Origin of the sequence: Pseudomonas sp. AKS31, from assembly GCF_023634765.1 — a bacterium.
Classification (GTDB): domain Bacteria; phylum Pseudomonadota; class Gammaproteobacteria; order Pseudomonadales; family Pseudomonadaceae; genus Aquipseudomonas.
Genome location: NZ_JAMLFX010000002.1, coordinates 202,544 through 223,064, shown reverse-complemented (window position 1 = coordinate 223,064; position 20,521 = coordinate 202,544). Strand labels below are relative to the sequence as shown.

General features: G+C 59.6%; 17 protein-coding genes. 7 read left to right on the top strand and 10 right to left on the bottom strand.

The features are described from left to right. Positions 1-194 precede the first annotated feature (194 nt). The 4 genes from M9827_RS07135 to M9827_RS07120 all read left to right on the top strand — a co-directional run bounded on the left by M9827_RS07135 (position 195) and on the right by M9827_RS07120 (position 3,658). A complete protein-coding gene (locus M9827_RS07135; RefSeq protein ID WP_250604609.1) occupies positions 195-989 on the top strand; it encodes a helix-turn-helix transcriptional regulator in 795 nt (264 codons plus the stop codon). Positions 990-1,022: 33 nt separating this feature from the next. Next, the gene (locus M9827_RS07130) at positions 1,023-2,417 is read left to right on the top strand and encodes an efflux transporter outer membrane subunit (protein ID WP_250604607.1); all 1,395 of its coding nucleotides are present in this window, start codon (positions 1,023-1,025) and stop codon (positions 2,415-2,417) included. Between the two features lie 156 nt (positions 2,418-2,573). Beyond that, a complete protein-coding gene (locus tag M9827_RS07125; RefSeq protein WP_250604605.1) occupies positions 2,574-3,179 on the top strand; it encodes an SCO family protein in 606 nt (201 codons plus the stop codon). Further along, a complete protein-coding gene (locus tag M9827_RS07120) occupies positions 3,179-3,658 on the top strand; it encodes a copper chaperone PCu(A)C (protein ID WP_250604603.1) in 480 nt (159 codons plus the stop codon). The genes M9827_RS07125 and M9827_RS07120 overlap by 1 nt, the downstream gene beginning before the upstream one ends. Before the next feature lie 78 nt (positions 3,659-3,736). Here the strand turns inward: M9827_RS07120 and M9827_RS07115 are convergent, their stop codons facing one another. Beyond that, positions 3,737-4,237, bottom strand: a complete 501-nt coding sequence (locus M9827_RS07115) for a hypothetical protein (RefSeq protein WP_250604601.1) — start codon at positions 4,235-4,237, stop codon at positions 3,737-3,739. 128 nt (positions 4,238-4,365) lie between these two features. Then, a complete protein-coding gene (locus M9827_RS07110) occupies positions 4,366-5,382 on the bottom strand; it encodes an ABC transporter substrate-binding protein (RefSeq protein WP_250604599.1) in 1,017 nt (338 codons plus the stop codon). A 420-nt stretch (positions 5,383-5,802) separates the two neighbouring features. On the opposite strand from M9827_RS07110, the gene M9827_RS07105 reads away from it, so the two are divergent. Then, entirely contained in the window at positions 5,803-8,013 is a 2,211-nt protein-coding gene (locus M9827_RS07105; RefSeq protein WP_250604597.1) for an LTA synthase family protein, read from the top strand. Between the two features lie 69 nt (positions 8,014-8,082). Here M9827_RS07105 and M9827_RS07100 read toward each other — a convergent pair whose 3' ends face one another. Next, positions 8,083-8,484, bottom strand: coding sequence for a hypothetical protein (locus M9827_RS07100; RefSeq protein WP_250604595.1), 402 nt, complete (start codon positions 8,482-8,484; stop codon positions 8,083-8,085). Between the two features lie 277 nt (positions 8,485-8,761). On the opposite strand from M9827_RS07100, the gene katG reads away from it, so the two are divergent. Next, the gene (katG, locus tag M9827_RS07095) at positions 8,762-11,032 is read left to right on the top strand and encodes a catalase/peroxidase HPI (protein WP_250604593.1); all 2,271 of its coding nucleotides are present in this window, start codon (positions 8,762-8,764) and stop codon (positions 11,030-11,032) included. Between the two features lie 363 nt (positions 11,033-11,395). On the opposite strand, the gene pepN is transcribed toward katG, so the two are convergent. Genes pepN through M9827_RS07065 form a run of 6 tightly spaced genes read right to left on the bottom strand, consistent with a single transcriptional unit; the run spans position 11,396 to position 17,911 of the window. After that, positions 11,396-14,053 carry an aminopeptidase N gene (pepN, locus tag M9827_RS07090; protein ID WP_250604591.1) on the bottom strand — a complete coding sequence of 886 codons (2,658 nt, stop codon included), beginning with the start codon at positions 14,051-14,053 and terminating at the stop codon, positions 11,396-11,398. Between the two features lie 10 nt (positions 14,054-14,063). Then, complete coding sequence (locus M9827_RS07085; protein WP_250604589.1) at positions 14,064-14,894, bottom strand: DUF2797 domain-containing protein; 831 nt, start codon at positions 14,892-14,894, stop codon at positions 14,064-14,066. Next, a complete protein-coding gene (locus M9827_RS07080; protein ID WP_007919229.1) occupies positions 14,891-15,151 on the bottom strand; it encodes a YeaC family protein in 261 nt (86 codons plus the stop codon). The genes M9827_RS07085 and M9827_RS07080 overlap by 4 nt, the downstream gene beginning before the upstream one ends. A gap of 32 nt (positions 15,152-15,183) precedes the next feature. Next, positions 15,184-16,053 carry a rhomboid family intramembrane serine protease gene (locus tag M9827_RS07075; RefSeq protein WP_250604587.1) on the bottom strand — a complete coding sequence of 290 codons (870 nt, stop codon included), beginning with the start codon at positions 16,051-16,053 and terminating at the stop codon, positions 15,184-15,186. Next, positions 16,050-17,021, bottom strand: coding sequence for a metallophosphoesterase (locus M9827_RS07070; protein WP_242207308.1), 972 nt, complete (start codon positions 17,019-17,021; stop codon positions 16,050-16,052). Before M9827_RS07070 ends, M9827_RS07075 begins: the two co-directional genes overlap by 4 nt. Then, positions 17,021-17,911, bottom strand: coding sequence for an NAD(+) kinase (locus M9827_RS07065; protein WP_003224174.1), 891 nt, complete (start codon positions 17,909-17,911; stop codon positions 17,021-17,023). Before M9827_RS07065 ends, M9827_RS07070 begins: the two co-directional genes overlap by 1 nt. Before the next feature lie 115 nt (positions 17,912-18,026). Between M9827_RS07065 and M9827_RS07060 the strand changes: the two genes are divergently transcribed. Next, positions 18,027-18,977: a DUF1853 family protein gene (locus M9827_RS07060; protein ID WP_250604585.1), complete on the top strand. Its 951-nt coding sequence runs from the start codon at positions 18,027-18,029 to the stop codon at positions 18,975-18,977. 185 nt (positions 18,978-19,162) lie between these two features. Here M9827_RS07060 and M9827_RS07055 read toward each other — a convergent pair whose 3' ends face one another. Then, positions 19,163-20,446 (bottom strand): arsenic transporter, encoded by a 1,284-nt coding sequence (locus tag M9827_RS07055; RefSeq protein ID WP_250604583.1) that lies wholly within the window; start codon positions 20,444-20,446, stop codon positions 19,163-19,165. Positions 20,447-20,521 lie beyond the last annotated feature (75 nt).

Sequence of the window (20,521 nt, the reverse complement as noted above, 5' to 3'; positions counted from 1 at the left end):
CTCCGTCAGAACCCCGGCGCCAATATTCAGAAATAGTGGCACTTTGTGTCCCTGTTTTCCCCTACAGACGTAGGACAAATCCATGGGCTTAAATTCCGCTCCAGATCGTGTTCAAGGAGAAACGACGGCGTGGGCGGCTTTTGCATAGACGGCAGACGATTCAGTGAGGGTTCTGAACCAGGGATGACAAGGATATGAATCTGACCGGCAGTATTCGCAATATGGAAAACCCGCATTTCTATTGGCAACTGGGTGAGTTGATTGCCAGCACCGGCGATGATCACTTCGCCACGAACATGTTCCAGTTGGTCGACACCCTGGTGCCGGTCAACCGCGTGGACCTGAGTGAATGGACGCTGGACGAACGTCAGGCCAGCGTGGTCGATATCAAGCCTCTGGGCAGCGCCGGTCTGACTCAGACCTGTGCCCCACCCGACCTGCTGGAAAGCCCCGACGATCATCCGCTGTTGCAGAAGATGATCGAGATGAACGACTCATTGCTGATTCAACTGAGAGCCTCACTCCAGCCTCGCCATCCGCAACACAGCGCCCATCAATGCAATCTGGTTTCGCGCACGTCCAACCGTCGTTGCGTGATTTCGTTTTACCGACCGCATACCCAACGGGTGTTTTCCCTGCCGGAGTTATCGTTTCTCAAGAGCCTGTCCGACACCCTGCTGCCGCTGATTGAACGTCACGCGCAGATCAGTCGGCAAATCCTCGCCCGACAACCGCGCCAGCCGTTGGCCGAACTGGATCAGGCGCCACTGGCGCAGGTGTTCGATGAGCGCTTGGCATTGAGCGACATCGCCTTGTCGGTGCGCGAGAAAGAAGTCTGCCTGGGCCTGCTGACCGGCAGCACCGTGCCGCAAATGGCGGAAAAGCTGCGGGTCAAGAACAGCTCGATCGAGACGTACCTGAAACGCGCCACGGCCAAACTCGGGGTCAGTGGTCGCCATGGTCTGGCGAAATGGATGGCCGGGGCCTGAGCACAACGCTCTTTATATGCATGAGGCAGTTCGATGTTGACGTTGCGACTTTCCCTGCTGTCCATCGCGGTGCTGATGGGCGGTTGTTCATTGATTCCCGAATATCAGCGCCCCGCTTCCCCCTCCGCCGCGCAGTATCCGACAGCGACACAGGCTGCAACGAGCAGCGATGACTGGCGCACGCTGTTCAATGACCCGGCGCTGCAACAGCTGATCGACAGCGCCCTGATCAACAACCGCGACCTGCGCGTGGCCGCACTCAATGTCGAAGCCTTCCAGGCGCAATACCGCATTCAGCGCGCCGACCTGCTGCCGGCGGTGTCGGCCAATGCCAATGAACTGCGCCAGCGCATGCCGCCGAGCGTGACCCAAGGCAAAGCGCTGATCAATTCGACGTACTCGGTCAACCTCGGCATCAGCGCTTATGAGCTGGACTTCTTCGGCCGCGTGCGCAGCCTCAGCGAGGAAGCCTTGCAGACCTGGCTCTCGACTGAAGAGGCACGGCGCAGTGCCGAGCTGAGTCTGGTGGCCAACGTCGCCAACGCCTACCTGACCTGGCGCGCCGATCAGGAACTGCTGGAACTGACTCGCGACACTCTTGCCGCCGATGAACGGAGCCTGTACTTGACCACCCGCAACCGTGAGGCCGGCAAATCGTCGGCGCTGGAGCAGGCACAGGCGAAGACCAGCGTCGACAGTTCCCGGGCCAATCTGGCGCGCTATCAGCGTCAAGTCGCTCAGGACTTGAACAGCCTGACCTTGCTGGTTGGCGCGCCGGTGCCCGAGTCGCTGCCCGCGCGCCCACTGGCCAGCGATCTGGTCCGGCAACTGCCCGCCGGGCTGCCGTCGGATCTGCTGCAACGGCGTCCGGACATCCTTCAGGCGGAGTACAAACTCAAAGCCGCCAACGCCAATATCGGCGCGGCGCGGGCGGCGTTTTTCCCCAGTGTCAGCCTGACGGCGAATGCCGGCACGTCGAGTCGCGATCTGTCCGGACTGTTCGGCGGCGGCTCTGGCGCCTGGACCTTTCAGCCGCAGATCAACCTGCCGATTTTCAACGCCGGCAGCCTGCGCGCCAGCCTGGATTATTCGAAATTACAGAAAGATGTCGCGGTGGCCGAATACGAAAAGTCGATCCAGACCGCGTTTCAGGAAGTTGCCGACGGCCTCGCCGCGCGTAGCACCTATCAGCAGCAATTGCAGGCGCAGCGCGATCTCGTCGCGGCCACGCAGACGTATTACAACCTGGCGCAGAACCGCTATCAGAATGGCGTCGACAGCAGCCTGACGTTCCTCGATGCGCAACGTTCGCTGTTCAGTTCGCAGCAAGGCCTGATCACCGATCGCCTCGCGCAACTGGTCGCCGAGGTCAACCTTTACACCGCGCTGGGCGGGGGCTGGAGCGCCGCTGAATCACGCGTGCAGTAAGCTGTGGTCACTTTTTCTTACACCTTTTGTCGCTCGATCCTGCGCCGTGCGGCGATCCGTGGCCGGCGCCTGCCTTCAGTTTGGTATCATGCGCCGCTTTTACGGTTAACCCCCCGCCAGTCCTGCTGACTGACGGGCTGCAAAAGGCGGTATTAGATGACGGCTTTGTTGACTCGCCGCAAGGTGCTTGCGGGAATGGGCGTGCTCGGGCTAGGCCTGCTCGCCGGCTGCGACACCCGTGGCCAACTGTCGTACAAGTACGGCAAGGATCTGAGTAACAAGATCATGGGGCGCACCTTCAAACTGAAGAACACCGATGGCGAAACCATGACGCTGTCGAGCTTTCGCGGCATGATGCCGATGGTCTTCTTCGGCTTCACCCAGTGCCCGGCAGTCTGCCCGACCACCCTCGCCCGCGCGGCGAAAATCAAGAAGCTGATGGGCGCCGATGGTGATCGCTTGCAGGTGATCTTCATCACCCTCGATCCCGAGCGCGACACCCCGCAAATCCTCGACGCCTACATGAAAGCCTTCGACCCGACGTTCGTTGCGCTGTACGGCACGCTCGAGGAAACCGCGGCCACGGCCAAGGAATTCGACGTGTTCTACGAGAAAGTCCCGGCCGGCGACACCTATACCATCTCGCACACTGCCACCAGTTACGTTTACGACTCCAACGGCGGCTTGCGCCTGGGTCTGTCCACCTCGCTTTCGGCAGAACAATGCACGGAAGATTTGCTTACTGTTATGGAGGTTTGCTGATGCAACCTGTGCTGAACCACATCAAACGCGCTGTCATCGGTCTGTCTCTGCTGGGCCTGGCGTTCCAGGCGACCGCAGCGACCAAGGTCGACGACGCCTGGGTCCGTGCCACCGTGCCGACCCAGTCCGCCAGCGGCGCGTTCATGACCCTCACCGCCGACAGCGACAGCAAGTTGCTCAGCGTCGCGACGCCAGCGGCCAAAGACGTGCAGATCCACGAAATGACCATGAAAAACGACGTCATGAGCATGGGCCCGGTGAAGTTCGTCGAGCTGCCGGCCGGCAAAGCCGTCAAGCTTGATCCGAACGGCTATCACGTGATGCTGATGGGCCTGAACGGCCAGCTCAAGGAAGGCGAAACTGTGCCGCTGACCCTGACCGTGGAAAACGCCAAGGGCGAGAAAGAAACCATCGAGGTCAAAGCGCCGGTTCGCTCGCTGACCAACATGGAAGGTCACGATCACAGCAAGATGCATTGATCTGACTGAGCGATAACAAAAAAAGGGGGGCCTGATCGATGATCAGGCCCCCCTTTTTTGTATTTGATCTGCGCCGTATTAACGCTTGCGGGCCAATGCGTTGCGCACGCTTTCCCGTGACATCCCCGAGCCGGAACGGGGCACGGTTTCAACGACGGCTGCCTTGGCCAACGGTTTCTTGCGCTTTGCCACCTGACGCCAGCGGTAACCAACATATCCGCCTGCCGCCACAATCCCCAGCCAACCGAAAACCAGACTGACGAAGAACCACAGCCCGAGGGTGATCCACACAGTCTTCGAGGTGAATAACTTCAAGTTGTCATCGGCAGGTACCGGTTCGTCCGGCTCGACCGGTGTCTGCTGCGCCACCGGTATTTTCTGCACTCCATCCAGATCAAAGCGCAAAGCGAAGTCCGCCCCCGGCACCGCAACGTCTAGCTGATTGCCTTCAGCACGATGCACCCGAATTTCGCCATCGACCAGCGACATGGAACTGAAACTGATCTGGGTTTCACAGTGAATCTCGCCGTTGACCAGGGTCACGACCGTTCGTTGCGGGTCATTGGGAGTGTCGCGCATGTCGATTCCTTGAGCGTTCCACGTCTGACGACGTGCGAAGGGAAAATCCGTTGGGGTCGAATGCTACTGAGTGGCTGTTACGCTGTCCAGAAACAACCCACGGTGTTCCGGCCCTCGACAAGGCGTACTCAACTCCCCGCGCCACCATGCGCCTCTTCAAAGAAGTAGTCCTTCCAGCTGTTGGCCTTGTTCTTCTGCACACCCAACTCCTGCAACTTCTCGGCATAGATAAACGTACGCTGCGGCACCACGGTGAAGTCGATTTCCGGGTCTTTGACGATTTGCTCGACCAGGGCCAGCGGCAACTTCGATTGCTCGACCCGAATATAAGCCTGAGCCGCCGCCGGTTTGTCGGCCTTGATGATTTTCTCGGCTTCGGCCAACGCGTCGTAGAACGCCTTGTAGGTTTTCGGGTTTTCGTCGTGGAATTTTTCTGTGGTGTAGAGCACGTTGAACGTCGCCTGCCCGCCGAGCACGTCATAGGAACTCAGCACTTTGTGCACGTTGGGGTTCTGCAGCGCCTGGTACTGGAACGGCGGGCTGGAGAAGTGCGAGTTGATCTCTGAGCCGCCGGCTATCAGCGCCGCCGTCGCATCGGGGTGCGGCAGGCTGACTGAAATGTCGTCGAATTTCTTGTACTGCGCGTCACCGAACTCTTTGGCGGTTTCAATCTGCAAGGTGCGCGACTGGAAGCCGACACCGGCGGCCGGCACGGCGATCCGGTCCTTGTCGGTGAAGTCCTTGAGCGTTTTGATGTTCGGGTTGTTGGTCAGCAAATAGTTGGGCATCGAACCCAGTGCGGCGATGGCTTTGACGTTCTGTTTGCCTTTGGTGCGATCCCACACGGTGAGCATCGGCGGCACACCGGCGGACACCACATCGAGCGATCCGGTGAGCAACGCTTCGTTCATCGCCGTGGCGCCGGAGATGCTGTTCCAGTCGACCTTGATGTCGAGGCCCTGCTCCTTACCGTGTTTTTCGATGAGATTCTGGTCGCGCACCACATCGAGAATCAGGTAACCGATGCCGAATTGCTGGGCGATGCTGATCTTGCCTTCGGCCTGAGCGCCGGTGCTGAACATCGCACTCGCCACCAGGGAAGCGGCCAACAGAGTCAGTGCGGAACGTTTGAACGGTGTGGCCATGACAACCTCGCAGCATGGGGGTGTTGTGCTGAAAGGCCTGACTTTATAGATATAAAAAACATAAATTAAATATCTTTATTGCATATCGATAGCACGGGTTGTTGAGCGAAAGGAGGCTGCGATCTTTTGATTCCAGGTTCCGGTAACAAGATCAAAAGATCGCAGCGTGCCGCATCTCCTACATTGGAATCCGGTGGCGGCTCGACGGGTTAAACAGCCTGAAACAATAAATCCACCTGCCTCAATATCGTCGATTGCCGTGCCACGCGAAGGCCGGTCAGGCCTGCAGGCACTCCATCACCTTCAGAGGCGACCGCGCCAGCACATCAGTTGCACGTGGAAAGGGGCGATCAGACAGCCCACCCTTGGTATCATCGCCCACACTTTTATGACGATTTAATGGCTGGAAGGTCTTTTTTTGTGAGCGCTCTTTTTAACCGGTTGCGGCAGCCGCATGCCCGCCTCTTTTCGCTGATTGTTCTGGTGCTGGTGGTGCCGGTGGGCCTGCGTGCGGCGCTGGGCTGGTCGGCACCGTTGGGCTATCTGTCGGACCTGGCCATTGGCAGCCTGTTGGTGGTGTTGCTGCATCGTCGGGCGTGGTGGCTGGCCTTGCCGGTGCTGCTGTTCTGGGGATTGCTGGCGGTGGCGACCGCTGAACTGGTCAGCGCGGTCGGTCGTCTGCCGACACCTTCCGACATTCATTACCTGATCGATCCGCAGTTCGTGGAGAACTCCACGGGTGGCGGTCTGGCCCATCCGGCATTGGGCATCACTTTGCTGCTGGCCCTGCTGTTCTGGCTGCTGACCCGGTTTGCCAACCGCGACCTGCCGCGTCCGCCCCTGCCCCTCGCGGCCTGGGGCGCGCCGTTGGTGTTGTTCGCCGCGCACTGGGGCGCGCAGAACCTGTGGCCGAGCGAAGCCGATCCGTGGCGCCAGTACAACCTGCCGCACCAGTTGCTGGCCAGCGAGGCCGCCGACCTGCAGATTCAGGCCGAGGAATGGCTGGACGGTGATGTCGAAGAACCTGCGCCAGCCATGGCCGGGCTCACCGACGTCGACCTCAACGGGCAAAAACTGCTGGCCGCACCGGGTCAAGCGCGCAACGTGCTGATCATCGCCCTCGAAGGCATTCCCGGCGCCTATATCCGCGCCAACCGCGAGGCCATCGGCAGCCACTATCAGGAAGACCTGATGCCCAACCTCAGCCGCTGGGCCGAGCGCGGCATGAACACCCCGGATTACGTGCTGCACACGCACCAGACCATTCGCGGTCTGTACGCGATGCTCTGCGGCGATTACGACAAACTCAACAACGGCACGCCCAAAGGCGTGGAAATGCTCACCCTCAACGAGCGCAATCAGGCCTGCCTGCCGGCGCAACTGCGCGAACACGGCTTCAGCACTCACTATCTGCAGGGTGCCGGGCTGCGCTTCATGGCCAAAGACAAGATCATGCCGCACATTGGTTTCGATGCGACGCACGGTCTGGAATGGTTCAGCAACAGCAACTATCTGGAATTCCCGTGGGGCAAAGATGACAAGGCGTTTTTCGAAGGTGCGCTGGACTATGTCGGGCAACTGAACAAGCAGAAGCAGCCATGGATGCTGACGCTGCTGACCGTCGGCACCCATCAGCCCTACTCCGCGCCCGAGGAATATCTGGAGCGCTACGAAACGCCGAAACAGGCCGCCGTCGGTTATCTCGACGATGCGCTGGAGCAGTTTCTCAACGGTCTTGAACGTCAGGGCATTCTGAAAGACACGCTGGTGGTGATCACATCGGACGAATCCCACGGCATCGACGGCGTGCGCCTGGCCTCGTCGTGGGGCTTCAATCTGACCCTGGCGCCGGAGCATGAACAACTGCCACGGCTGAACAAAGGCGTGTATGGCCACGTCGATCTGAGCACTTCCATCCTCGACTATTTCGACTTGCCGGTCCCCTCAGCGCTGAGCGGTCGTTCGCTGTTTCGCGACTACGACAGCGGCCGCGAAATCATGTCGTTCACCAACGGCAAGCTGCGTTATCACAACGGTCAGGGGATCTTCTCCGAGTGCGACATGCCGCGCCGTTGCCGCTTTTACGAAAGCGCCGGTTTCATCGCCGAAAGCGCCACGTACAAAGGCAACTACAGCGGTCACCCGGCCCGACAAATCGCCGCTCGCGCCAACGCCCTCGACCTGTCGCTGCTGCGCACGCCGCTCAATCACCGCTATCAATTCGGCAGCACCAACGTCATCCCGCTGCAAGCGCAGATCAAGGATGACTGGGCCGACAACCTGATCGGCGCACAGTACTTGGAGATGCCCAAAGGCTCGCACACCCGCGTGCGCCTGACCGTACGCTCGGTCGATCCGCAACAAGCGGCGTACATTCAGCTCAAGGCCAAGGAGTTTGAACAGGACGTGCAGATCGGTCTGCCCCAAGAGATGATCGCGACCGCCGAGCAGCCGCTGGAAATGAACTTCAGTTTCGACAACCCGCAAGAGCGCAAAGCGTTTTCTTTCCATTTGCTGGGGTATGGATTGGGTGCGGTTGAAGTGACGGACTTCAGTGTGATTACTGAATTGCCGGGGCAAGAGGATACTTTGGATGAATCCCCGCAGATTGATGAAGAGCAAGCCAGTTGATCATTTTTTTTCTTGAAAGAACTCATATAAAAACGGGGTACCAGATGACGATACCCCGCACATTCCTAACTAAGCTCTCGTAACATAGAACCCGCCTTCCATTGTTATGCCATCCCCGAGTTTGAGATCAATAACTCCGTGAATGACATTGTGATCCTCACTTAATGTATAAATCGCGAAGCCTTGGAAGGACACATAATGAACGCCGCCAGACTTAACCTGCCAATGCTTATAGGGCAACTCTAGCCTATGAGGTCCAGCACCCACTACAGAACGGGGAAAGTCCATCCACGCATTGTTTTCGGAATCAGCAACCGAGAGAATAGAATAAGTGTCTCCGGCGACCTCAAAATCCACATCGGCAGTCGCATAAACCAGCCCATTACTTACCTTCGCATAAATAAACCCCCCAGCATTTCCTTTGGTTTCCAACAACGACTTCATACGTGCCTCAATCTGATTACGGTCCATATATTCTCCTTAACGCACTTTTCATAGTTAATTTTTCGCTTGGAACGCAGTTAGCTTAGGCAGGCACGTTCCGTATTGGCCACTGTCATAAATGACAGTTTTTTATATCAATAAGAAATAAAAAAGCACCGCTCGATAACATTTTGTTAACACACGAAAGACTTTACCTATCAGCCTCCAACAGTCGGCCTATTAGCTGACTCTCCAAGTCGGGTCTAGCCTTACTAGTCCGAAGTCGGCACGAGCCGGCCGTAGCAGACCTGATAAGGACCCGAACATGGCAAACGAATCGAAATGCCCGTTCAACCACGCCGCCGGTGGTGGTACGACGAACCGTGACTGGTGGCCGAATCAACTCAACCTGAAAATCCTCAGCCAGCATTCGCCCAAGTCCGACCCGCTGGGCAAGGATTTCGACTACGCCAAAGCCTTCAAGAGCCTGGACTTTCAAGCCCTGAAACAAGACCTCAATGCGCTGATGACCGACTCCCAGGACTGGTGGCCGGCCGACTTCGGCCATTACGGCCCCCTCTTCATCCGTATGGCCTGGCACAGCGCCGGCACCTATCGCACCGCTGATGGCCGTGGTGGCGCCGGCTCCGGTCAGCAACGTTTTGCGCCGCTGAACAGCTGGCCGGACAACGTCAGCCTCGACAAGGCCCGACGCCTGCTGTGGCCGATCAAGCAGAAATATGGCCGCAACATTTCCTGGGCCGACCTGATTGTTCTTACCGGTAACGTCGCGCTGGAATCCATGGGTTTCAAAACCTTCGGTTTCTCCGGTGGCCGTCCCGACGTCTGGGAACCGGATGAGGATGTTTACTGGGGTTCGGAGAACGAATGGCTGGGCGGCGACAGCCGTTACGGCAAGAGCAAGGAACCCATGCAGGAACCGGGTGACGGCACGCTGGTTGCCGAGCCGGATCTGCACGGCAAAGAAGAGAGCCGCACCGATCAGGGCGAACGCAATCTGGAAAACCCGCTCGCCGCCGTGCAAATGGGCCTGATCTACGTGAACCCCGAAGGCCCGGAAGGCAATCCGGATCCGGTCGCTTCGGCCCATGACATCCGCGAGACCTTTGGCCGCATGGCCATGAACGATGAAGAAACCGTCGCGTTGATCGCGGGCGGTCACGCCTTCGGTAAAACCCACGGTGCCGGTCCTGCCGATAACGTCGGCCCTGAGCCGGAAGCGGCCGGCCTGGAAGAACAGGGCCTCGGCTGGCGCAACGCGTTCGGCACCGGTAAGGGTGCCGACACCATCACCAGCGGTCTGGAAGTGACCTGGACCACCACACCGACCAAGTGGAGCAACAACTACCTGGAGAACCTGTTCGGCTTCGAGTGGGAACTGACCAAAAGCCCCGCTGGGGCGCATCAGTGGATTCCGAAAAACGGCGCCGGTGCCGGCACCGTTCCCCACGCCCATGATCCGAACAAGAAACTCTCGCCCACCATGCTTACCTCTGACCTGGCGCTGCGTTTCGATCCAGCCTACGAGCAGATCTCCCGGCGCTTCCTCGCCAATCCGGATCAGTTGGCCGACGCCTTCGCCCGCGCCTGGTACAAACTCATTCACCGCGACATGGGCCCGCTGTCGCGCTACCTCGGCCCGGAACTGCCAAACGAAGAACTGCTGTGGCAGGATCCGATTCCCGCTGTCACTCACCCGCTGATCGACGACAGCGACGCGGCCGCGCTGAAAGGCAAAATCCTTGCGTCGGGGCTTTCGGTGTCGCAACTGGTCTCGACCGCATGGGCCGCTGCCTCGACATTCCGCGGTTCAGACAAGCGCGGCGGCGCCAATGGCGGTCGTCTGCGTCTGGCCCCGCAAAAGTTCTGGCAGGCCAACCAGCCTGAGCAACTGGCCAAAGTGCTGCAAACCCTTGAGGGCATTCAGAACGACTTCAACAGCCGCGCTGCTGGCAAGAAAGTTTCGCTGGCGGACTTGATCGTATTGGCCGGGAATGCCGGGGTCGAACAGGCGGCGAAAAACGCCGGCCATTCGGTCACGGTGCCGTTCACACCGGGACGCACGGATGCAACTCAGGAGCAAACCGACGTCGACTCCTTTGGCTTCCTTGAGCCGATTGCCGATGGTTTCCGCAACTACAGCAAAGGCAAATACACCGTTTCGGCCGAAGCACTTCTGATCGACAAGGCACAACTGCTGACCCTCACCGCGCCGGAAATGACTGTGCTGCTCGGTGGTTTGCGGGTGTTGAACACCAACGTCGGGCAGAGCCGGCATGGCGTGTTCACTTCGCAGACGGAAGCACTGACCAATGACTTCTTCACCAACCTGCTGGACATGGGGGTGGAGTGGAAGCCGACTTCAAGGGATGCGGATGAGTTTGAGGGACGTGACCGTAAAACCGGCAGCGTGAAGTGGACGGCAACGCGGGTTGATCTGGTGTTCGGCTCGAATGCGCAACTGCGGGCATTGGCTGAGGTGTATGCCAGTTCGGATGCGAAGGAGCAGTTTGTGAAGGACTTTGTCGCGGCGTGGACGAAGGTGACGAATCTGGATCGATTTGATTTGAAGTAATTTTTCGGGAATTGAAAACGCCGCATTGTTTCAATGCGGCGTTTTTTGTGTGTACGGCTTGGGTTTTATGGTGATGCGTAAACCCTACCCCCTCACCCCAGCCCTCTCCCCCAAGGGGGCGAGGGGGAAAGGGAGCAGATCTTCGTGCTATCCAAAACCTGAGTTCGAATCCAGACTTTCAGATGTGAAACTCGTACATTCACCTCGGTCAGTGCCCTCTCCCACTATGAAAGAGGGAAAGGGAGCAGATCGGGGGCCGTTCAAAGCCTGAGTTCGACTCCGGACTTTCAGGTCGGCGTATAGCGCAAAGACACCTCGGTCAGTCCCCTCTCCCACTGGGAGAGGGTTAGGGTGAGGGGCCCATCAAGCCAGGCTCTTGCTCACCACCTCATACACATCACTCGACAACTGCCCCGACGCCAGAATCCGCTCCAGCTCGCCCTTCATCAACGCCTGACGAGCGCTGTCGTATTTGCGCCAGCGAGTCAGCGGCGCCAATTGGCGCGAAGCGATCTGCGGGTTGAAGCCGTTCAGTTCGATCACCAGATCGGCGAGGAAGCGATAACCCGAGCCATCGGCCGCGTGGAAGTTGATCAGGTTCTGCCCGGCAAACGCGCCGACCAGCGCACGCACCTTGTTCGGGTTCTTGATATTGAACGCCGGGTGTTGCATCAGCGCTTTCACGCGCTGCAGACCGCCCGGCAAAGTGCTGCCGGCCTGCACGCTGAACCACTGATCCATGACCAGCGGGTTGTCCTTGAAGTGCTCGGCGAAACTGGCCAGGGCCAAGGCTTTCTGCTCTTCGAACGGCGAGTTGACCAATACCGCCAGCGCGGTCAGGCGCTCGGTCATGTTGTCGGCCGTTTCGAACTGCTCCAGCGCCGCCGCCAGTACTTCCGGCTTGCCGCTGAGCATCAGGTACGACAGCGCAATATTCTGCAACGCACGACGGGCGAAGTGCTCGGCTTCGGCCACGTACGGGGTTTTCTTCGACAGGTCACGGTTGGCCTGATAACGCAGCCACAGTGCCTCGAACAAACCTTCGGCCAATTGCTGGCGAGCGAACTCACGGGCGATATGGATCGCGTCGACGTCCGCCACTTCGCTGATTTCAGTGAGATACGCCTCACCCGGCAGCGAGAGCATTTCGGCGACCATGGCCTGATCCAGCGACTCGTCCGACAGCACCGTACGCAGCGCCGACACCAGACGCGGATCGAGTTTCAGGCTCTCGCCTTTCTGCTGCTGGCCGATCAGCTCTTGCAGCACTTGCACCGACAGTTGCTGACCGGCATCCCAGCGGTTGAAGCCGTCGCTGTCGTGCTGCATCAGGAACATCAACTGATCGCGGTTGTACGGGAAGGTCAGTTTCACCGGCGCGGAGAAACCGCGCAGCAGCGAGGGCAGCGGCTGCTCGGCGATGTCGACGAAGGTGAAGGTCTGCTCGGCTTCGGTGACCGAGATCACCCGAGTGGTGCCTTGCGCCGACGCTTCGCCAGCCAGACGCAGGGCAATCTCGTTGCCTTTGCTGTCCAAAAGGCCGAGTTCGACCGGAATCACGAACGGCAGTTTTTCAACTTTGTCCGGGGTTTCCGGGCAGCTTTGGCGGAAAGTCAGCCTGTAGGTTTTCGCCGCGGCGTCGTAAGACTCGCTCACTGCCAGACGCGGCGTACCGGCCTGGCTGTACCAGCGCTTGAACTGGGTCAGGTCGACGCCGTTGGCATCTTCCATCGCCTTGATGAAATCGTCGCAGGTCACCGCTTGGCCGTCATGACGTTCGAAGTACAGATCGCTGCCCTTGCGGAAGCCTTCGGCGCCAAGCAAGGTGTGGATCATGCCGACCACTTCCGAGCCCTTTTCGTACACGGTCAGGGTGTAGAAGTTGGAGATTTCGATAAAGCTGTCCGGGCGCACCGCGTGAGCCATCGGGCCGGCGTCTTCGGCGAACTGGTGGGTCCGCAGATACGCAACGTCCTGAATGCGCTTGACCGTGGCGGAGTTCATGTCGGCAGAGAAGCCGGAATCACGGAACACGGTGAAGCCTTCTTTCAGCGACAGCTGGAACCAGTCGCGGCAGGTCACACGGTTGCCCGACCAGTTGTGGAAATATTCGTGGGCGACGATTGCTTCAACACGCTGGTGCGCGGCGTCGGTGGCGGTTTCGGCACGGGCCAGCACGGCGCTGGAGTTGAAAATGTTGAGGCCCTTGTTCTCCATCGCGCCCATGTTGAAATCATTGACGGCGACGATCATGAAGATGTCCAGATCGTACTCGCGACCGTAAACCTCTTCGTCCCAGCGCATCGACTTCTTCAGGCTGTTCATCGCGTGCTGGCACTTGTCGATGTTTTCCGGCTCGACATAAATACGCAGCGCAACGTTACGGTCGGTCATGGTGGTGAAGCTGTCTTCGACGCACCACAAATCACCGGCCACCAGCGCGAACAGGTACGCCGGTTTCATGAACGGGTCTTCCCACGTCGCCCAGTGCCGGCCGTCTTCACCAGGGCCCGAGGCAATCGGGTTGCCGTTGGAGAGCAATACCGGATAGCTGTGCTGTTCGGCGACCACGGTGGTGGTGAACTTGCTCATCACGTCCGGGCGGTCGAGGTAATAAGTGATCTTGCGGAAACCTTCAGCCTCGCACTGGGTGCAGAACATCGTGCCGGACTTGTACAGGCCTTCCAGAGCGGTGTTGGTTTCCGGGTGGATCCTGACGCTGGTGTCGACCGTGAAGGTTTCGCTGGCCGGTTGCAGGGTCAGGTGGTTTTCGGTGAGCTGGTATTGGCCGTCAGACAGTTCCTGATCGGCCAGCGTCACCGAGAGCAATTCCAGCTGCTGGCCATCGAGCACCAGCGGCGGCAGGCCCGGGCCACGCGCCGGGTTGCGGCGCATCACCAACTGCGCGTGCACCAGGCTGTGATCCTCGAACAACTCGAAGGTCAGGTGTGTTTCGTCGATCAGGTACTCGGGCGCCTGATAGTCCTTCAGGTAAATCATCTTCGGTTGTTCGGTGCGCATGCTGGTGTCCTTATTGATGCACGGCGAGCTGATAAGCCGTGTACTTGCGAATGTTGATCACGCCGGTGTCGAAGATCAGGTACTGGCCCTTGATCCCCAGCAGCGTGCCTTCGGCAATCGGGTTCTTGTCCAGGTTGAAGCTGACGATTTTGGCCGGGTATTGCTCGACCGGATAGCGGATTTCCAGCGGTTCGACATCGGCAATGGTCTGAATGGCCTGCAGGCCGAATCGCTGCTGCAGGCCTTGCAGCCCTTCAGCACAGCTCTCGAACAGTTGAGCGCGCACTTGTGCCAGATCGACCGCCGCCGCATCGCCCTTGAGCAGCGCGCGCCAGTTGGTTTTGTCGGCCACCTGACTGCGGAACAGGTCTTCGACGAAACCGGACTGCTGCCGCGTGGCAACGCGCATGATCGGCAACGCCTGACTGGCGCCCTGATCGAGCCAACGGGTCGGCAATTGCGTAGCACGGGTGATGCCAACCTTGATCCCCGACGAGTTGGCCAGGTAAACCACGTGGTCGGTCATGCAGAATTTCTCGCCCCACTCGGGCTCGCGGCAGGTGCCGGCCTCATAGTGGCAGCGCTCCGGGCTCATGATGCAGATGTCGCACTGCGCCAGTTTGGTCATGCACGGGTAGCAGTAACCCTGACTGAAACTGGTTTTGGTCTTGCGCCCGCAATGGGTGCAGTGGATCGCCCCCAGGTACTCCAGACGCACCGTGCTGCCGATCAACGGGTTGACCGGCACCTCGACGTCATCCAGACGAAACGCGTATTGCACGTTCGGCCCGTCCAGGCGCGCCGACATTTTGCTGATTGCACCGCGGCCAATCTCGATCAATGGATGGCATCCGACTTGAACAGGATGTTCGGCACTTCGATCGACTTCGATGCACATTCCTGCGGGCCCATGTAACCGGTGCGCTGGTCTTCAGGCAGGTTCTGGATTTCCCAGGCGATCATCGCCTGCAACGACAGCTCGCGCTGTTCGGCGGTGAGTTTGCCACCGTCGGACCATTTGCCGATTTCCACGGCCAGTTTCAGGCTCTCGTAAATGTCCGGGGTAATGTTGTTGATCATGTCGTTAAAAGAGGACATCAGGGTCTCCGTGCTCTTTATCTACTGAAATTTCAGGCGGCCAGTTTACGGCGGTTATACAAACCGCCCAACAAACCGGTGAAGCATCCGATGAGTAACCCGCCGACGTGGGCGGCGTTGGCAATTTCGCCGAAACCGATCATCGAGATCAGCCCGGACATGCACACCAGCAACCACACCAGCATCATCACCAGCACGCCACGCGGCAGGCGATAGGCCGGGTTCGGCGCCAGCAGCTGGAAGATCCAGCAATGCCCGAGCAAGCCGTAAAGTACGCCGGACAGGCCGCCGAACAAGGTCGGGCCGCTCCAGGCAAATTGCGCGTAGTTGGACACCAGGCTGAACAGCAGCGTCAGGCCGATCAGGTTGATGCTGCCCTGGCGCGACTCGATGCGCCGCCCCAGTTCCCAGTACCACATGCCGTTCATGGCCAGATGGAGGATGCCGAAGTGGATCAGCATCGGTGTGACCAGACGCCACCACTGCCCCGCCGCCAGACTGTCCGCCAACGGCGTGAAATGAATGTATTCGCCGACCACCTGAAAATCGAGGAAGGTCAGCCAGCGCAGCGTTTGCAGGTTTTCACCCAGATAGGTCAGCCCGCCAACGATCAGGCACAGCAGCAGGATGAACCCGGTGGCCTTGGCGTATTTCAGCTGTTCGGCAAAACCCGGACGCTTGAAGGTCTGCGCCACCGGGATATCCAGGGTTTGCTCGGGATCGCCCGCCGGAAAGCGTTCGTACAACGAACGTACGTCTTCGCTTATTTCCGCCGGCGCCCATAACACCTGTTCGCCCGCCTCTTCACTGACCCGGTGCGGCACCTGCATGCGTTGCAGCAGCGTGACAAAACCGCTCAAGTCCACCGCCAGGGGCAGACGCAATACCGCTACCGCACTCATTGCAGCACCTCCGGTCGCTCGACATCGACCCAGACAAATTTATGCGGATCCAGACGTGTTTCCTGATCCAGACGATAGGCGACCAGTTTGCCGTAAAGCACCGCGCTGTAATCCAGGCAGGCGAGATTCGGACGGATCGGCGCCGGTTTGCCACTGCGCCAGTAATGGCCGACGAACAGCAATGGCTCGTCGACGCCGTAGCGCAGCAGGTTGTTTTTTTCGCTGGACGTCAGCGGTGTCTGCGCGACCGGCTCTGGCAGTGCATCAGGCTGGAAGACGATGTCGCCGTAGGTTTTCGGGTCATCTTCCCAGAACTTGGTGCGGAAGAACGAACGCACCAGACCGTCGCCGCTGGTCATGGTCAAACCGTGCGGCAGGCGCATGTCGGTGCCGCGCAGCAAGCGATCGAACACGGTGCAGGCGAAGCTGTCCGGCACGGCCGAGGCCTGCAGGAAGTGTTCGTCGATGCAACCGTTGGGGAACAGCGCGCGCAACGGCTCGATCAGGCCAGCATCCCAACAGGCATGCACGACGCGGAAGCGTCCGGCATCGACAAACAGCGGCAGCTCGTAGAACCAGCGCTGGAAATCGTGCCAGTCGCCGGGATGGTCTTCGAACTGGGTCAGGGTTTCGTGAAGCAGGCGCGCGTGGCGCGGCGTGTGTTCGCGAACGAACTGCTTGCCGCTGCCCGGCGGCGCCGGGGTGCTCCAGCCCAATGCGTTGAATTCGTGGTTGCCCATGATGCACAAGGCCTGACCGGCCTCGACCATGTCATGGACAATGTGCAGCGCCTCGCGGATGCGCGGGCCACGGTCGATGATGTCGCCGACAAACACGGCCATGCGCGATGGATGCCGCCAGACCCCGCCCTGCTTGTGATAACCGAGACGGTCCAGCAAGTGTTCGAGGGTCAAGGCGCATCCGTGCACGTCACCAATCAGGTCATAACTGCGCGCGGGATCGAGCATCAGTCGCCTCCACCGCCCAACTTGCTGCCCCAGCCGAGCTTGGTCCGGCAGACTTCGTAGTAGTTGTGATCGAGCGGATGAATCAGCCGCAGCTTCTGGGCTTTTTTGCTGACGGTGATGGTGTCACCCGGCGCGCAGGTGAAATGGTTCTGCCCGTCGCAGGAGACTTGCGGGTAAATCTGCATGTTTTTCGACACGACGATTTTCAGCTCACTGTTGCCATCGACCACAATTGGCCGGCTCGACAACATATGGGGGTACATCGGCACGATCACAATGGCATCGAGCTTGGGATGCATGATCGGTCCGCCGGCTGACAGTGCGTACGCGGTGGAACCGGTTGGCGTGGCGACGATCAGGCCGTCGGCCTTCTGGCTGCAGACAAACTGGCCGTCGATGTACAGCTCGAACTCGATCATCCGCGTCGATTTGCCCGGGTGCAGCACCACATCGTTGAGCGCGTCGCCCTGACCAATGGCCTCGGCGTGCCGGCGCACTTCGGCTTGCAGCAGGAAGCGGTTTTCCACCAGATAGTGGCCGTCGAGCACCTTGGCGACTTCGACTTCCAGCTCGTCCGGGCGAATGTCGGTGAGGAAACCGAGGCTGCCACGGTTGATCCCCAGCACCGGAATATTGTGTTTGGCCAGCGCCCGCGCGGCGCCGAGCAGGCTGCCATCACCGCCGACGACGATGACCATGTCGCAGACTTCACCGAGCATCTTGCGCGACGAGGTTTGCAGGCCGTGGCCCGGCAGGACTTCGGCGATGGTGTCTTCGAGGATCACATGCAGGTGACGATCGAGCAGAAAGCGTTTCAGTCGGCGGACGGTATCCAGCACCTGGGAACTGCCCAGGCGACCGATGATGCCGATATTACGAAATTGCTCCATGGGACCTCTGCGGACAATCGAAAACGCGAAAACCACGATTATGGGCGAAAGCGCCGGTTAGACAAAATCCTTTCAGCCTCAAGGGTGTGCTCAGGTTTCAGGCTATGCTCGCAAGATGATCCTGTTTCCCGATTTGCTTCAGCTGCCCCACCAATTACGCCACCCGGAAGTGCGGGATCTGGCGTGGGTGATCCTCGCCCCGCCGATGCTCGCCACCACACCGTGGCCGCAGCGTCATCCGCTGGCCGGCAGCGACTGGGTGCATGACCCGCAGCGACTGGAACACTGGTTGCGCGAGCTCGACCGCGACAGTTATGGCTTGTTGCACTGGCTGTCGCAGGCTCGCACCCGGCGTCTGGGCCTGTATTACGAGCGTCTTTGGCAGTTCGCCGTAGAGCATGCGCCGGGCATCGAACTGATTGCGGCCAACCTGCCGATCCGTCGTGAGGGACATACCCTCGGCGAGCTGGACATGCTGCTGCGTGACCGCGACGGCGTGCATCACCTGGAACTGGCGATCAAGCTTTACCTCGGCCCGCAACATGGCGACGGTCGTGATCCGGCGCAGTGGCTGGGGCCGGGCTGTCATGATCGACTGGATCGCAAACTGGCGCATCTGGCCGAGCATCAACTGCCGATCTCGGCGCGCCCGGAGAGCCGCGAAGTGCTGGCGGCGCTGGATATCGAGGTGTTCAGTGCGCAGCTGTGGCTCGGTGGCTATTTGCTGTACCCGTGGCCGGGACAGGCTGAATCACCGAGCGGTGCGCATCCGCAACATTTGCGCGGCAGTTGGTTGCATCAGAAGGATTGGCCGGCATTCGTCGCGCAACGTCCGGCAGGACGCTGGCAACCCCTGCCCCGCCACGCCTGGCTGGCGCCGGCGCATTATCCGGCGGATCAGACGTGGAGCGTCGAGCATTTGCAGAGTTGGCTGGAGGATCTGGAACCGCTGGCCCCGGCGCAATTGATGGTGCGCCTGATCGAGAATGCGCGCGGGGAATGGGAAGAGGCGGAGCGGTTGTTTCTGGTGTCGGACCTTTGGCCGAATGTACCCGGCCAGGCCTGATTTTTTTGTGTCGCCTGTACCGGCCCCATCGCTGGCAAGCCAGCTCCCACAGGTTTTGTGGTGTGGCCCAGATAGTGAACACACCACAAAGCTAATGGGAGCTGGCTTTGTGGTGTGGCTCAGGTAGTGAACACACAGAAAATCCCTGTGGGAGCTGGCTTGCCAGCGATTGGGGCCGACTGGGTCTAGAAGGAAAGCCGCACCGCCAAAGCCGCCAACGTCACCAACAACACCGGCACCGTCAGCACAATCCCGACCCGGAAGTAATACCCCCAGCCAATGTGAATGCCTTTGCGCTCCAGCACATGCAGCCACAACAACGTGGCCAGGCTGCCAATCGGCGTAATCTTCGGCCCCAGGTCACTGCCAATCACGTTGGCATAAATCATCGCTTCCTTGACCACTCCGCTGGCCTGACTGGCATCAATCGACAACAAACCAATCAACACCGTCGGCAAGTTGTTCATGATCGATGACAGCAACGCCGTCAGCACACCGGTGCCCATTGCCGCGCCCCAGACGCCATGACCGGCGAAGACATCCAGCCAACCGGCCAGATACCCGGTCAGCCCGGCATTGCGCAGGCCATACACCACCAGATACATGCCCAACGAGAAAATCACGATCTGCCACGGCGCTTCTTTCATCACCTTGCGCGTGGAAATCTTGTGGCCACGGGCGGCGATGCCCAGTAACAGCGCGGCGCACACGGCGGAAATCGCACTGATCGGAATGCCCAGCGGCTCCAGCGCAAAACAACCGATCAGCAGAATCACCAGCACTGCCCAACCGGCATAGAACGTGGCTTTATCGTGGATCGCGGTTTCGGGATGCTCGAGTTGCTCAGGGTCGTACGCCGATGGAATGTCGCGACGGAAAAACCACAGCAACATGCCCAGCGTCGCCGCCACACTGACGAAGTTCACCGGCACCATCACTGCTGCGTAGCGGTTGAAGCCGATGTGAAAGAAGTCCGCCGAGACGATGTTGACCAGGTTCGACACCACCAAAGGCAAACTTGCGGTGTCGGCAATAAAACCCGCGCCCATGACGAACGCCAAGGTCGCCGCCGGTGAAAACCGTAGCGCCAGCAACATCGAAATCACGATCGGCGTGAGGATCAACGCTGCACCGTCATTGGCAAACAACGCTGACACCAGCGCGCCGAGCAGCACCATAAAAGCAAACAGCTTGCGCCCACTGCCCCGCCCCCAACGTGCCACATGCAACGCGGCCCAGTTGAAGAACCCGGCCTCGTCGAGCAGCAGGCTGATGATGATCAGCGCGACAAAGGTACCGGTGGCATTCCAGATGATCTGCCAGACCAGCGGGATATCGCTCAGGTGCACAACGCCGAAGATCAGCGCCAGCACGGCGCCCAGCGTCGCACTCCAGCCGACGCCGAGGCCTTTCGGTTGCCAGATGACAAGGGTAATGGTCAGCAGGAAAATCAGTGACGCAGCGAGCATCCGCAACAGCCTTCAAAGAGTGAGGTAAAAAGGCCACGACGAGTGCCGAGCCAGAAATATAACCTGTGGGAGCGA

Coding starts and splice junctions, on each gene's coding strand:
- M9827_RS07065 (WP_003224174.1), bottom strand. CDS start 17,911: ATGGAGCAATTTCGTAATATCGGCATCATCGGTCGCCTGGGCAGTTCC.
- M9827_RS07080 (WP_007919229.1), bottom strand. CDS start 15,151: ATGTCCTCTTTTAACGACATGATCAACAACATTACCCCGGACATTTAC.
- M9827_RS07060 (WP_250604585.1), top strand. CDS start 18,027: ATGATCCTGTTTCCCGATTTGCTTCAGCTGCCCCACCAATTACGCCAC.
- M9827_RS07110 (WP_250604599.1), bottom strand. CDS start 5,382: ATGGCCACACCGTTCAAACGTTCCGCACTGACTCTGTTGGCCGCTTCC.
- M9827_RS07130 (WP_250604607.1), top strand. CDS start 1,023: ATGTTGACGTTGCGACTTTCCCTGCTGTCCATCGCGGTGCTGATGGGC.
- M9827_RS07075 (WP_250604587.1), bottom strand. CDS start 16,053: ATGAGTGCGGTAGCGGTATTGCGTCTGCCCCTGGCGGTGGACTTGAGC.
- M9827_RS07135 (WP_250604609.1), top strand. CDS start 195: ATGAATCTGACCGGCAGTATTCGCAATATGGAAAACCCGCATTTCTAT.
- katG (WP_250604593.1), top strand. CDS start 8,762: ATGGCAAACGAATCGAAATGCCCGTTCAACCACGCCGCCGGTGGTGGT.
- M9827_RS07115 (WP_250604601.1), bottom strand. CDS start 4,237: ATGCGCGACACTCCCAATGACCCGCAACGAACGGTCGTGACCCTGGTC.
- M9827_RS07055 (WP_250604583.1), bottom strand. CDS start 20,446: ATGCTCGCTGCGTCACTGATTTTCCTGCTGACCATTACCCTTGTCATC.
- M9827_RS07070 (WP_242207308.1), bottom strand. CDS start 17,021: ATGCTCGATCCCGCGCGCAGTTATGACCTGATTGGTGACGTGCACGGA.
- M9827_RS07100 (WP_250604595.1), bottom strand. CDS start 8,484: ATGGACCGTAATCAGATTGAGGCACGTATGAAGTCGTTGTTGGAAACC.
- M9827_RS07120 (WP_250604603.1), top strand. CDS start 3,179: ATGCAACCTGTGCTGAACCACATCAAACGCGCTGTCATCGGTCTGTCT.
- M9827_RS07125 (WP_250604605.1), top strand. CDS start 2,574: ATGACGGCTTTGTTGACTCGCCGCAAGGTGCTTGCGGGAATGGGCGTG.
- pepN (WP_250604591.1), bottom strand. CDS start 14,053: ATGCGCACCGAACAACCGAAGATGATTTACCTGAAGGACTATCAGGCG.